Annotated in this window: 2 protein-coding genes (1 of these 2 only partly in view); one reads left to right on the top strand and one right to left on the bottom strand. The window is 73.1% G+C overall.

Annotated features, from left to right (window positions below; all coding sequences use genetic code 11):
- Positions 1–19: 19 nt before the first annotated feature.
- Complete coding sequence (locus FGW31_RS33565; RefSeq protein ID WP_220511239.1) at positions 20–868, top strand: ABC transporter permease; 849 nt, start codon at positions 20–22, stop codon at positions 866–868.
- A 633-nt stretch (positions 869–1501) separates the two neighbouring features.
- On the opposite strand, the gene FGW31_RS33555 is transcribed toward FGW31_RS33565, so the two are convergent.
- Positions 1502–14458, bottom strand: partial view of a type I polyketide synthase gene (locus tag FGW31_RS33555; RefSeq protein WP_142197383.1) — the final stretch only. The gene runs 19158 nt beyond the window's last position; only the last 12957 of its 32115 coding nucleotides appear in the window; its start codon lies off the right edge, out of view — the gene reads right to left on this strand; the stop codon is at positions 1502–1504.

Raw genomic sequence — 14458 nt, 5'->3', positions numbered from 1 at the left:
GCCTTTCGTGGAGGACCACTTGACCACGCACCTCACTCCCGCCCCGCGCCGGAACGCATCCGCGGCCGTCGCGCTCAAGGCACCTGATTTCGGCGGGAGTTCGTACTTCGCCCAGGTGCGGGTGCTCACCGGGCGGTCACTGCGGGCCATGGTGACCGACCCGGGGATCGTGCTGTTCGGGCTGATCCAGCCGGTGGTCATCCTGTTCGTGCTGACCCAGGTGTTCAGCAAGATGGGCATGCCACCGCACTTCCCGGACGGCGTCAGCTACCTCGACTTCGTGCTCCCGGCCGTCCTGGTCGACAACGCCGCGCAGTCGGCGATGCAGTCCGGGGTGGGGCTGGTGGAGGACCTGCGCAACGGTGTGGTCGCCCGGCTGCGTTCGCTGCCCGTGCATCCCGGGGCGCTGCTGGTGGCGCGCAGCCTCGTGGGGCTGGTGCGCAGCGCCGTGCAGATCCTCGTGATCATGGTGCTGGCGATGACGGTCCTCGGCTACTCCCCGAACGGGGGCGTCGCCGAACTCGCGCTGTCCGCCGGGCTCACGCTCTTCATCAGTTTCGCCCTGGGCTGGGCCTTCATCGCGGCCGGTGCCTGGCTGCGCCGCGCGGAGCCCTTGCAGAACCTCGCCCTGATCGTGATCTTCCCGCTGATGTTCGCCTCCAGCGCGTACGTGCCGGTCGCCGACCTTCCCGGCTGGCTGGCGGCCGTCGCCCACGTCAACCCGCTGACGTACGCCATCGACGCCACGCGTGCTCTCGCGCTGGATGTGCCGGGCCTCGACCACGCGATTCCCGCGCTGGTCATCGGCGCGGTGATCAGCGCGGCGGGGGCGTTCGCCGCGCTGGCCGGCTTCCGTCGGCCTCTCTGACCCCGGCACCACTCCCCCGGGTCCGTCCGGGACCGGCCCGTGGGCGCCTTGCGGCGCTCACGGGCCTTTTCGTGTCCGGGTGTTCGGAGAGGTGTCTTCGAGGCGTGTCTTCGGAGGCATGTCTTCAGAGGCATGCCTTGGGAGGCATGCCTTGGGAGGCGTGTCTTCGGAGGCGTGTCTTCGGAGGCGAGCCGGGGTCGCCGCTTCCGGAGCGCCGCGGGTGCTGCCCGTTTCGGTCACGGGCCGGGGTGGCACGGAAGGCGACGGGTACGGGGTGGCGGGGAAATCGCTGGTCGCCGGTCTGCGGGCCGCACGAGTCGTCTCCGGGCGGGCAGGCCCGGAGCGGGAAACGGGCCGGGCGCCCTGTTCCTGTGGAGAAGCGGAAATGGAAGCGGAAGTCTTGGCGGGGCTGGTGGGCTGGAGGACCGAACAGGCCCGCCCGGAACGGGGCCGCCCGGAACGGGGCCGCCCGGAACGGGGCCGCCCGGAACGGGGCCGCCCGCCCGGTCGGCCGATCGGCCTGACGGGCGGGCGGGTTGGTGGTGTCGAGGGCGGTGTGCGCGGCCGGTTCGCCGCGGCGGGCGGTGGGGGCCGGAGCGGGCCGCCGGGGCCTCGCTCCGGCGGCCCGCGCGGCTACGAGAGGCCGAGTTCGTTGTCGAGCATGTCGAACACCTCCTCGTCCGTGGCCGAGTCGAAGTCGAAGGCGTCGTCCTCCTTGCCCGGCCCGGTGGACGTCTCCGTGCGCAGCGCCTGCCACTTGCTGCGCAGCACCTCCAGTCGGCCGGCGACCTGTTCGAAGAGTTCGGCGCCCACTTCGATGCCCGTGATGCTCTTCTCCAGCCGGTCCAGTTCGGCCAGGACCGCCTCCGGTCCGTCGGCCGGGGCCGGGGCGACACGCGCGTACAGGTGGGCGACGAGTTCGCTGGGCGTCGGGTAGTCGAACAGCAGGGTGGCCGGGAGCCGGGTGCCGGTGAGGGCGCCGAGCCGGTTGCGCAGTTCGACGGAGGTCAGCGAGTCGAAGCCGAGGTCCTGGAACGGGCGGGCCGCCTCGACGTCGGCCGGGTCGACGTGACCGAGCACGGTGGCGATCTGACCGCGTACCAGTTCCAGCAGTGCTTCCCGTCCCTCCGCCGGGGTGAGCCCGGACAGTCGCCGGGTGAGGTCGGCGGCCGCGGCCGCCGTTCCCGTCCCCGTCGCGGCCCGGCGGGACGTCGTCCTGATCAGTGACCGGAACAGCGGCGGCACCTCGCCGCGGGAGCGCAGCGTTCCGAGGTCCAGCCGTACGGGCAGTACGGCGGCTCCGGTGTCGGCGGTGCGGAGCGTGTCGAACAGGGCCAGGCCCTGCTCCGGCGGCATCGGCGGCATGCCCGCCCTGGTCATCCGGGCGATGTCGGCCTCACCGAGCTCGCCGGTCATGCCGCTGCCCCTGGTCCAGGGGCCCCAGCCGAGGGACAGCGCGGGCAGGCCCTGGTTGCGGCGGTGCCGGGCGAGGGCGTCCAGGAAGGCGTTGCCCGCCGCGTAGTTGGCCTGTCCGGCGTTGCCGAGCGTGCCGGCCACGGAGGAGAACAGGACGAAGGCGTCGAGCGGAAGGTCCGCGGTGGCCTCGTGCAGGTGCCAGGCGGCGTCCACCTTGGGCCGCAGCACGGCGGAGAGCCGCTCCGGTGTGAGGGAGCCGATCGTGCCGTCGTCCAGGACGCCCGCCGCGTGGATCACGGCGCGCAGCGGCCGGTCGGCGGGCACCTCGGCCAGGAGCCGGTCGAGTGCGGCGCGGTCGGTCACGTCGCAGGCGGCGACGGTGACGCGGGCGCCCTGTGCCTCGAGTTCGGCGGCGAGTTCAGCGGCGCCTTCGGCGGCGGGGCCGCGCCGGCTCACCAGCAGCAGGCTCCGCGCGCCGTGCTCGGTCACCAGGTGCCGGGCCACGGCCGCGCCGAGGCCGCCGGTTCCTCCGGTGACGAGGACGGTTCCCTCGACGTCCCGGTCGCCGGTGTCCCGCGGCTCGGTCACGGCGGCCCGGACCAGGCGGGGCACGAGCAGCCGGCCGTCGCGCACCGCGAGTTGCGGCTCGTCGGAGGCGTGTGTGAGCGCCGCGGGCGGGAGGACCGTGTCCGGCTGCCGGTCCGCGAGGTCCAGCAGGGTGAACCGGCCGGGGTGTTCCGCCTGGGCGGAGCGCACCAGGCCCCAGACGGCGGCCGCGGCCGGGTCGGTGCCGTCGGTCGCGCCGCGGGTGACGACGACCAGGCGGGAGGCGGCGAAGCGGTCGTCTCCGAGCCAGGTGCCGACCGCCTCGAGGACCCGGGTCGTCGAGGTGTGCGCGGCACGCGCCATGCCGTCCCGTGCGGCGCCGGTGCCGAATCCAGTTCCGGTGTCCATGCTGGTGCCGGTACTGGTTCCGGTGTCCGTGCCGGTGCCGGTGTGCACGGGGAGGAGGACGACCGGCGGGACCGGGACGTCCGCCGCCGTGTCGGCCAGCGCGTTCAGATCCGCGTACCGGTCGGCAGCGGCGACGGTGTTCCGGACGGCCGCGTCGAGAGCGGGGTCGTGGGCGTGGTCGGGCGCGGCGGCGTCCGGTCCGATCACCGCGATCCGCGCGGTACCGGTTTGTTGCTCGTCGGCCGAAGTGGCCGCTCCGGTCTGCTGGGCGTCAAACGGGGTGGCCGCGTCCGGCTCCGGCGCGGGGATCCAGTCCAGGGCGAACAGGGAGTCCCGGTCGGCGGCCGCCGACGTGCCGAGCTGCGCCGCGGAGATCGGGCGGGTCCGCAGGGAGCCGACCGTGGCCACGGGCGCGCCGGTGGTGTCGGCGACGGCGATCGTGAGGCTGCCGTCGTCGGCGCGGGAGAGCCGGACGCGGACGGTCGAGGCTCCCACCGCGTGCAGGGACACGCCGCTCCAGGCGAACGGCACCCCGCCGCCCTGCGACGTCCCGTTGCTTCCCGTCGAGTCGCCGTCCTGCGGGGAGTGGCCGTCGGTGGCGGCACCGGCCAGTGCGGTGGCGTGCAGCGCGGCGTCGAAGAGCGCCGGGTGCAGGCCGTACGCGCCGCCGTCGGTGCCGTCGGGCAGGGCGACTTCGGCGAACACCTCGCCGTCGCGCCGCCAGGCGGCCCGCAGCCCCTGGAACACCGGCCCGTAGCTGAATCCGGCGTCCTCGAAGCGTTCGTACAGGCCGTCCGTGTCGAGCGGTTCGGCCTTCTCGGGCGGCCAGACGGAGGCGTCGAAGTCCGTTGCGGGCGCGACGGCCGGTCCGGTCGCGAGGACACCTTCGGCGTGTGTCGTCCAGGTGGCCGTGGGATCGTCGGCGGGCCGGGAGTGGACGGCGACCGGGCGGTGGCCGGAGTCGTCGGGGGCGCCGACGCCGACCTGCAGCTGCACCGTGCCCCGGGCGGGCAGGACCAGCGGGGCGGCGAGGGTGAGTTCCTCCACCCGTTCGCAGCCCAGGGAGTTCGCGGCGTGCGCCGCCAGTTCCAGCAGGGCGGTGCCGGGGACGAGGACGGCGCCCATGACGACGTGGTCGGCGAGCCAGCCGTGCGTGCCGGCCGACAGCCGCCCGGTGAACAAGTGGCCGTCGGATCCGGCGAGTTCCGTCACACCGCTGAGCAGCGGGTGGTCGGCGGGCGCCAGACCGGCGGCCTCCGCTCCCGCGCCGTGGTGCATCTCCGTGGGCCAGAAGCGGCGCCGCTGGAAGGCGTACGTGGGCAGGGCGACGCGGCGGGCGCCGAGGCCGGCGAAGAAGCGGGCCCAGTCGACGGGAACACCGTGCCCGTGGAGCCGGGCGAGGGCGTCGACCAGGGCGGTCTCGCCGTGGGTGGTGCGCCGCTGCGCGGCGACGGTCACGGCCTGCTCGGGCAGGCTGTCGCGGGCCATGGCCGAGGCGACGCCGTCGGGACCGAGTTCGAGGAACCTGCTGACGCCCTGCTCGTGCAGGGTGCGTATCCCGTCGGAGAAGCGGACGGCCTCGCGGACGTGCCGCACCCAGTAGTCGGCGGAGCACAGTTGGTCCGCGGTGGCGAGGGCTCCGGTCAGGTTGGAGACGACGGGCAGGGCGGGCGGCTGCGGCGACAGCCGCTCCAGTACGGCCCGGAACTCCTTCAGCATCGGTTCCATCAGCGGGGAGTGGAAGGCGTGCGACACCCGCAGGGCGGTCGTACGGCGGCCCTGTTCCCGGAAGACCGCGGTGATCTTCTCCACGTCCGCCGCGTCGCCCGACACCACCAGGGACGTGGGGCCGTTGACGGCGGCGACGGCGACGCCGTCGGTGAGGTACGGCAGGACCTCGTCCTCGGTGGCCTGCACCGCCGCCATGGCACCGCCGGCGGGCAGCGCCTGCATCAGCCGGCCGCGGGCGGCGACCAGCGCGCAGGCTTCCTCCAGGGTGAAGACGCCGGCGACGTGGGCCGCGGTGATCTCACCGATCGAGTGTCCCGCCACGTAGTCCGGGACGACACCGAACGACTCGGTGAGGCGGTACAGGGCGGTGCCCAGGGCGAAGAGGGCGGCCTGGGTGTGGGCGGTGCCGTTGAGGGTGTCCTCGTCGTCGCCCCAGACGACCTCGCGCAGCGGCCGGTCCAGGTGCTCGTCCAGGCCGGCGCAGGCCGCGTCGAAGGCCTCGGCGAACGCCGGGAACCGCTCGTACAGGTCCCGTCCCATGCCGAGCCGCTGTGATCCCTGGCCGGGGAAGAGGACGGCGAGCAGCCCTTCGCCTGCCGTGGTCACCGGCTCCTCGCCGCGGGCGACGGCGTGCAGGGCGGCCAGCAGCCCGTCCCGGTCGTCGCCGACCACCGCGACCCGGTGTTCGAACGCCGCCCGGGTCGTCGCCAGCGAGTACGCCACGTCCAGCGGGCGGGGCGCGTCTGCTGTGCTCGTCGTGGCTTCCTCGACGTGGGCCAGCAGGCGTGCGGCCTGGGCGCGCAGGGCGTCGCGGTCGCGGGCGGACAGCAGCCACGGCACGACCGGGGCACGGTGCGCGCCTGTCTCGTCACCGGGTACGGCCGGGGCGGTGGGTGCCTGTTCGACGATGACGTGGGCGTTGGTTCCGCTGATGCCGAAGGAGGAGATGCCGGCGCGGCGCGGCCGGCCGGTGCCGGTCCACTCCCGCCGTTCGGTCAGCAGGGCGACCGATCCGGTGGTCCAGTCGACCTGGTCGCTGGGGGCGTCCACGTTGAGGGTGGCGGGCAGCACGCCGTGGCGCATGGCCATCACCATTTTGATGACGCCCGCGACACCCGCGGCGGCCTGTGTGTGGCCGATGTTGGACTTCACCGAGCCCAGCCACAGCGGGCGGTCCTCGGGCCGGTCCTGACCGTAGGTGGCGAGCAGTGCCTGCGCCTCGATCGGGTCGCCGAGGGTGGTGCCCGTGCCGTGTGCCTCCACCGCGTCGATCTGGTCGGCGGCGAGCCGCGCGTTGGCGAGGGCCTGTCGGATGACGCGTCGCTGCGAGGGGCCGTTGGGGGCGGTGAGGCCGTTGCTGGCGCCGTCCTGGTTGACGGCGGAGCCCCGGACCACGGCCAGTGCGTCGTGCCCGTTGCGCAGTGCGTCGGACAGCCGCTCGATGACGAGGAACCCGGCGCCTTCGGAGAAGCCGGTGCCGTCGGCCGCCGCGGCGAACGACTTGCACCGCCCGTCGGGCGCGAGGCCGCCCTGGCGGCCGAACTCCACGAACACGCCGGGCGTGGACAGGACGGTGACGCCGCCGGTGACGGCGAGCGAGCAGTCGCCCTGTCGCAGTGCCTGGACCGCGAGGTGCAGTGCGACCAGGGAGGAGGAGCAGGCGGTGTCGACGGAGACGGCCGGGCCCTCGAGGCCGAGCTTGTAGGCGATGCGGCCGGTGACGACGCTGCCGTTGCCGTCGCTGCCCGGGTAGTCGTGGTACATGACGCCGGCGAAGACGCCGGTACGGCTGCCCTTGAGCGAGCCGGGGTCGATGCCCGCACGCTCCAGCGCCTCCCAGGACAGCTCCAGCGCCAGCCGCTGCTGCGGGTCCATGGCCAGGGCCTCGCGGGGCGAGATGCCGAAGAAGCCGGGGTCGAAGTCGGCCGCACCGTCGAGGAAGCCGCCGTTGCGGGCGTAGTAGCCGTCGGGGTGCTTGCCCTCCGGGTCGCGCAGCATCGACAGGTCCCATCCCCGGTCCTCGGGGAACGGGGTGATGGCGTCGGCGCCGTCCGTCACCAGCCGCCACAGGTCTTCGGGCGAGGACACTCCGCCCGGGTAGCGGCAGGCCATGCCGACGATCGCGATGGGCTCGTGCTGGGCGGCGGTGAGCCGCCGGTTGTCCCGGCGCAGCCGCGCGGTCTCCGCACGGGCGGCGTGCAGGGCGACGTCGGAGGTTGCGGCGGTCTCGGAGGTACCGGCGTTCCCTTCGTGCTCGCCGTTCCCTTCGTGCTCGCCGCGCTCGTTGTGTGCGTCGTGTTCGTTGCGTACGTCGTGTTCGTTGCGTACGTCGTGTTCGTTGCGTACGTCGTCCGGATCGGCGGCGTCCAGCAACTCCCAGTCCGCGAGGGCTTCTTCGCGCGCCGACGCCGTGTCGTCCTCGGCAAGTTCGAGGAGGACGTCCATCAGGCCGGCGTCGCGCAGACGCCTGGTCGGGATCGACCGCAGGGCGCGGCGGATGCCGTCCTCACCGTCGGCGCCGTCCGTGCCGTCGCCGGACGCCGGGTGGGCGGCGGCCAGTTCGGCCTCCACGAACTCGGTGACGGCGAGGGCGTTGGGGTGGTCGAAGACGAGGGTGGCGGGGAGGCGGAGTCCGGTGAGGGTGTTGAGCTGGTTGCGCAGTTCGGTCGCGGCGAGCGAGTCGAAGCCGAGCTCCTGGAACGCCCGGTCCGCTCCGATCGCCTCGGCCGAACCGTGTCCCAGCACGGCCGCCACCTGCGAGCGGACCAACTGGAGCACCGTGCGGTGCCGTTCGGTCGGCGGCAGCGCGGCCAGCCGCTGGGCGGGGGCCTCCTCACGCTCGGTTCCTGCGGTCGCGGCGGCCGCCTGCCGTCGTGTTGCCGGGGCGAGGGCGCGGAGGAGGGCGGGGACTTCGTCGGTGCGGGTGCGCAGGGCGGCGGTGTCCACGCGCAGCGGCACCACCGTGGCCTCCGCACGGTCGAGTCCCGCCGCGAACAGCTCCAGCCCGGCCTCGTACGACAGCACCGGCAGACCCTGCGACGCCATCCGCCGACGGTCCACCTCACTCAGGTACTGGCCAAGACCCGCACCCACGTCCCAGAACCCGAACGCCATCGACGTCGCCGGCAGACCCTCCGCCCGCCGACGCGCCGCCAACGCATCCAGGAACACATTCGCCGCAGCGTAATTGCCCTGCCCCGCCGTCAGCACCAGCCCACCGGCCGACGAGAACAACACGAACGCCGCCAGATCCATGCCGGCCGTGGCCTCGTGCAGCCACCACGCCGCATCCGCCTTCGGAGCCAGCACACCATCCACCCGCTCCGGTGACAACGCACCCACCAGCCCGTTGTCACCCACACCGGCAGCATGCACCACCGCCAGCAGACCACGGTCCGCTGCCAGGGAGCCGACCAGCTGCGTGACGGTGTCCCGGTCGGACAAGTCGTGGGCGAGGATCTCCACCCGTGCGCCGAACGTGGTGAGTTCGTCGGCGAGTTCGGTGGCGCCGGGTGCGTCCGGGCCACGCCGGGACGTCAGGACCAGGTCCCGCACCCCACGCTCGGCCACCGGATAACGCGCAACCACCGCACCCAGCCCACCCGTACCACCCGTGACCAGCACAGCACCCGCACCATCCAAGGCCGGGACCGTACCGTCGGAGGCATCCGCGTCACCGTGGACGGGCGACGGCAGCCGGGTCAGACGGGGCACCAGCACCGCACCGTCCCGCACCGCCACCTCCGACTCCCCCGCAGCAATCGCCGCCACAGCAACATCCACAGCGGCGTCCCCGCCACCATCGACATCAGCCAACGCGAAACGGCCCGGATTCTCCGACAACGCCGCACGCACCAGACCCCACACCGGAGCCTGCACCACATCCCCAGCATCGCCAGCCACCGCAACAGCGCCCCGCGTCACCCCCACCAGACGCGAACCAGCAAACCGCTCCCCCGCTAGCCACTCCTGCACCACACCCAGCACACGGTGCACCACCGACCGCACACCCGTCGGCACATCCACACCAGCCGACGAATCCACCTCACCGCAGTCCAGAACGACCGTCCCCACCACATCACTGTCCTGCGACAGGCCCTCCCACGGCACCCACACCGCATCACGCCCGCCGGACACACCCGGCACCCACTCGACGCCATACAGCGCACCACCATCACCGGACACCGCACCCAACTGACCCACCGACACAGGCCGGCCCACCATGGAGCCGACCGACATCACGGGCGCGCCCGACACATCGGCGACGGCGAGTCGCATTCCGCCGTCGTCGGACCGGTCGATGCGGACGCGGACGGCGGAGGCGCCCACGGCGTGCAGCCGCACACCGTTCCAGGCAAACGGAATCACCGTCTCGCCCTCACGGTCACCGTCACCGTCACCGTCGTTGAGGATCGCCGCATGCATCGACGCGTCCAGGAGCGCCGGATGCAGACCGAACCCACCGGCCTCACCCGCCGACTCCTCTGCCAACGCCACCTCCGCGAACAGTTCCTCACCCCGACGCCACGCCGCACGCAACCCACGGAACACCGGACCGTAGCCATAACCACGCTCACGGAAGACCTCGTACGCACCCTCCACCGGCACCACCTCGGCACCCACCGGAGGCCACTGCACCAGATCGAACTCCGCCGACACCACACCCTCCACCAGGAAACCGGAGGCGTGGGTGGACCAGTCCTGCTCGGTGTCCTCGGGGCGTGAGTAGACGGCGACCGTGCGGCGTCCGCCGGTGTCCGGGCCGACCACCACACGCAGTTGGACGCCGTCCCGCTCGGGCAGCACCAGCGGTGCGGCCAGGGTCAGTTCCTCCAGCGTCGTGCAGCCCACGGCTTCACCGGCCGTGAGGGCCAGTTCGACGAGTACGGCACCGGGCAGCAGGGTGCGGCCCAGGACCACGTGGTCGGCGAGCCACGGCTGCGACTCCACCGACAGCCTGCCCGTCAGCACCACACCACCCGAGTGGGGCAGCGCCACCACCGCACCCAGCAGCGGGTGGTCGGAGGCGTCCAGGCCCGCGCCGGCGGGTACGGCGGTGGTGCCGTCCGTGGCGTGCAACCAGTAGCGCTGTCGCTGGAAGGCGTAGGTGGGCAGGTCGACGGTCCGTGCGCCGGTTCCGGCGAAGTAGGCGGCCCAGTCGACGGAGGCGCCGTCGCTGTGCAGTCGGCCGAGGGCTCGGAGCAGCGTGTCGGCCTCGTCCCGGCCGTTGCGGGCGGTCGGCACCAGCAGGACGCCGGTGTCGTCGCCGTCGCCGAGGCAGGTGCGTGCCATGCCGGTCAGGACGGCGTCGGGTCCGACTTCGACGCAGCGGCCGACTCCGGCCGCGTGCAGGGCCTGGATCCCGTCGGCGAAGCGGACGGCCTCACGGACGTGGGTCACCCAGTAGTCGGCGGTGGTGAGTTCGCCAGGGGCGGCGATACGACCGGACACGTTGGAGACGACCGGCAGGACCGGGTCCGCGTAGGACAGCCCTTCGGCGACCGCACGGAAGTCGTCCAGCATCGGTTCCATCAGCGGCGAGTGGAACGCGTGCGACACCCGAAGCCGGGACGTACGACGGCCCAGCCCACGGAACACCTCCGCCACAGCTTCCACCGCAGCCTCAGCACCCGAAGCCCCCACGGACGACGGACCGTTCACGGCCGCGACCGAGACCTCGTCGGTCAGGTGCGGCAGAACCTCCGCCTCCGTCGCCTCGATGGCGACCATCGCCCCACCGGCCGGCAGCGCCTGCATCAGCCGCCCACGAGCGGCCACCAGCGCACACGCGTCAGCGAGGGAAAGAACCCCCGCGACGTGCGCCGCCGCGACTTCGCCGATCGAGTGCCCGGCGACGTAGTCGGGCCGCACGCCCCAGGCGTCCAGGAGGCGGTACAGCGCCACCTCGACCGCGAACAGCCCGGCCTGGGCGTACGCGGTCCGGTTGAGCGCGTCCTCGTCCTCACCCCACACGACCTCACGCAGCGGCCGCTCCAGGTGCTCGTCCAGCGCGGCGCACACCGCGTCGAAGGCCTCCGCGAACACCGGGAAACACGCGTGCAGTTCACGGCCCATACCCAGCCGCTGCGAACCCTGGCCCGAGAACAGGAAGGCGGTGGATCCGCCGTCCCGCGCGGTGCCGTGGAGGACGGCCGGGGACGACTCGCCGCGGGCGAGCGTCCGCAGTCCGTCGAGAAGGTCGTCGCGGTCGGCGCCGAGTACGACGGCGCGGGACTGCAGCACGGTGCGGGAGGTGGCCAGTGCGTAGGCCGTGTCCAGCGGGTCGTGTTCGGGCCGGTCCGTGAGGTGGGCGAGGAGCCGTCCGGCCTGGGCGCGCAGCGCCTCGGGGGTCGCGGCGGACACCGTCCAGGGCAGCGGGCGCTTCGGGCGTTCGCCGTCGCCGTCCACCGGGCGCGGTCGGGCCGGGGCCGGGGCGGGTGCCTGCTCCAGGACGACGTGCGCGTTGGTGCCGCTGAGTCCGAACGCGGAGACGCTCGCACGGCGCGGGTGTGCGGTGTCCGGCCACGGCCGTTCCTCGACGACCAGTTCCGCGTGGCCCTCGGTCCAGTCCACGTGCGGGGAGGGCCGGTCGACGTGCAGGGTGCGCGGCACTGTGCCGTGCTCCATGGCCATCACCATTTTGATGACGCCGGCGACACCTGCGGCGGCCTGCGCGTGCCCGATGTTCGACTTGATGGAGCCGAGCAGCAGCGGCCGGTCGGCGGGCCGGTCCTGGCCGTAGGTGGCGAGCAGGGCCTGCGCCTCGATCGGGTCGCCGAGGGTGGTGCCGGTGCCGTGTGCTTCGACGACGTCGACCTCGGATGCGGCGACTCCGGCGGCTTCGAGCGCCTGCCGGATGACGCGCTGCTGCGAGGGCCCGTTGGGGGCGGTGAAGCCGTTGGACGCGCCGTCCTGGTTGACGGCGGTGCCGCGGACGACGGCGAGGACGCGGTGCCCGTTGCGTACGGCGTCGGAGAGGCGTTCGACGAGGAGGACACCGACACCTTCGGACCAGCCGACCCCGTCGGCCGCGCCCGCGAAGGCCTTGCAGCGTCCGTCCGCGGACAGCCCGCGCTGCCGGCTGAACTCGATGAACATGCCCGGCGTGGACATCACCGTGGCGCCGCCGGCCACGGCGAGCGAGCACTCGCCCGAGCGCAGCGCCTGGACCGCGAGGTGCAGTGCGACCAGGGAGGAGGAGCAGGCGGTGTCGACGGTGACGGCCGGGCCTTCCCAGCCGTACGTGTACGACAGCCGTCCGGACACCACGCTGCCGCCTGCCGTGCCGGAGGGCGACACGTTGAGGGCGTAGTCGTGGTACATGACGCCGGCGAACACGCCGGTGCGGCTGCCCTTGAGTGTGGCCGGGTCGATGCCCGCCCGTTCCAGGGCCTCCCAGGAGGTCTCCAGGAGCAGGCGCTGCTGCGGGTCCATGTAGAGGGCCTCGCGCGGTGAGATGCCGAAGAAGCCGGGGTCGAACTGGGCGGCGTCGTGGAGGAAGCTGCCGCGGCGGGTGTAGCTCTTGCCTTCCTTGCCGGGCTCCGGGTCGTAGAGGCCTTCGAGGTCCCAGCCGCGGTCGTCGGGCATGTCGGAGACGGTGTCGACGCCGTCGGCGACCAGCCGCCACAGGTCCTCGGGTGAGGTCACTCCGCCCGGGTAGCGGCAGGCCATGCCGATGATCGCGATCGGCTCGTCGTCGACCGGCTTGCTGTCCGTGGTCGTCCGGGCGGAGGCGGTGGTCAGCGGGTTCGGGCCTGCGAGCTTGGCCTCGATGTGTTCGGTGACGGCGAGGGCGTTGGGGTGGTCGAAGACCAGGGTGGCGGGGAGGCGGAGTCCGGTGAGGGTGTTGAGCTGGTTGCGCAGTTCGGTCGCGGCGAGCGAGTCGAAGCCCAGCTCCTGGAACGCCCGGTCCGGCCCGATCGCCTCGGCCGACCCGTGTCCCAGCACCGCCGCCACCTGTGTCCGCACCAACGGGAGCACCGTGCGGTGCCGTCCCCCGGCGGTCAGGCCGGCCAGTCGGGCCGCGAGGCCGCCGGCCGCGGTCACGGAGGAGGCACCGGCGGCCGCCTGCCGTCGTGGTGCCGGGGCGAGGGCGCGGAGGAGGGCGGGGACTTCGTCGGTGCGGGGGCGCAGGGCGGCGGTGTCCACCCGCCGCGGCACCCCCGTGGCCTCCGCACGGTCGAGTCCTGCCGCGAACAGCTCCAGCCCGGCTTCGTACGACAGCACCGGCAGACCCTGCGACACCATCCGCCTACGGCCCACCTCACTCAGGTACTGGCCACGACCCGCACCCACGTCCCAGAACCCGAACGCCATCGACGTCGCCGGCAGCCCCTCCGCCCGCCGACGCGCCGCCCACGCATCCAGGAACACATTCGCCGCAGCGTAATTGCCCTGCCCCGCCGTCAGCACCAGCCCACCGGCCGACGAGAACAACACGAACGCCGCCAGATCCATGCCGGCCGTGCCCTCGTGCAGCCACCACGCCGCATCCGCCTTCGGAGCCAGCACACCATCCACCCGCGACGGTGACAACGCACCCACCAGCCCGTTGTCACCCACACCGGCAGCATGCACCACCGCCAGCAGACCACGGTCCGCTGCCAGGGACGTGACGAGGGCATCGACCTGCTCTCGGTCGGACACATCGCAGGCGACGATGTCGACGCGGGCTCCCATGGCCCGTATCTCGTCGGCGAGTTCGGTGGCGCCGGGTGCGTCCGGGCCACGCCGGGACGTCAGGACCAGGTCCCGCACCCCACGCTCGGCCACCAGATAACGCGCAACCACCGCACCCAGACCACCCGTACCACCCGTGACCAGCACAGCACCCGCACCATCCAAGGCCGGGACCGTACCGTCGGAGGAATCCGCGTCACCGTGAACGGGCGACGGCAGCCGGGTCAGACGCGGCACCAGCACCGCACCGTCCCGCACCGCCACCTCCGACTCACCCGCAGCAATCGCCGCCACAGCAACATCCACAGCGGCGTCCCCGCCACCATCGACATCAGCCAACGCGAAACGGCCCGGATTCTCCGACAACGCCGCACGCACCAGCCCCCACACCGGAGCCTGCACCACATCACCAGCAGCACCGGCCACCGCAACAGCGCCCCGCGTCACCACCACCAGACGCGAACCAGCAAACCGCTCCCCCGCCAGCCACTCCTGCACCACACCCAGCACACGGTGCACCACCGACCGCACACCCGCCGGCACATCCACACCAGCCGACGAATCCACCTCACCGCAGTCCAGAACGACCGTCCCCGGCACATCCCTAACCTGCGACAGGCCCTCCCACGGCACCCACACCGCATCACGCCCACCGGACACACCCGGCACCCACTCGACGCCATACAGCGCACCACCATCACCAGACGCCGCACCCAACTGACCCACCGACACAGGCCGACTCGCCATGGAGTCCACCGACATCACGGGCGCGCCGGTCATGTCTGCCACGGACAGGGAGACGGCCCGGCC

It is taken from the genome of Streptomyces calvus, assembly GCF_006782915.1.
Lineage (GTDB): Bacteria > Actinomycetota > Actinomycetes > Streptomycetales > Streptomycetaceae > Streptomyces > Streptomyces calvus.
Note: the sequence above shows the minus strand (reverse complement) of the source record. Positions and strands in the feature narration are given on the sequence as shown.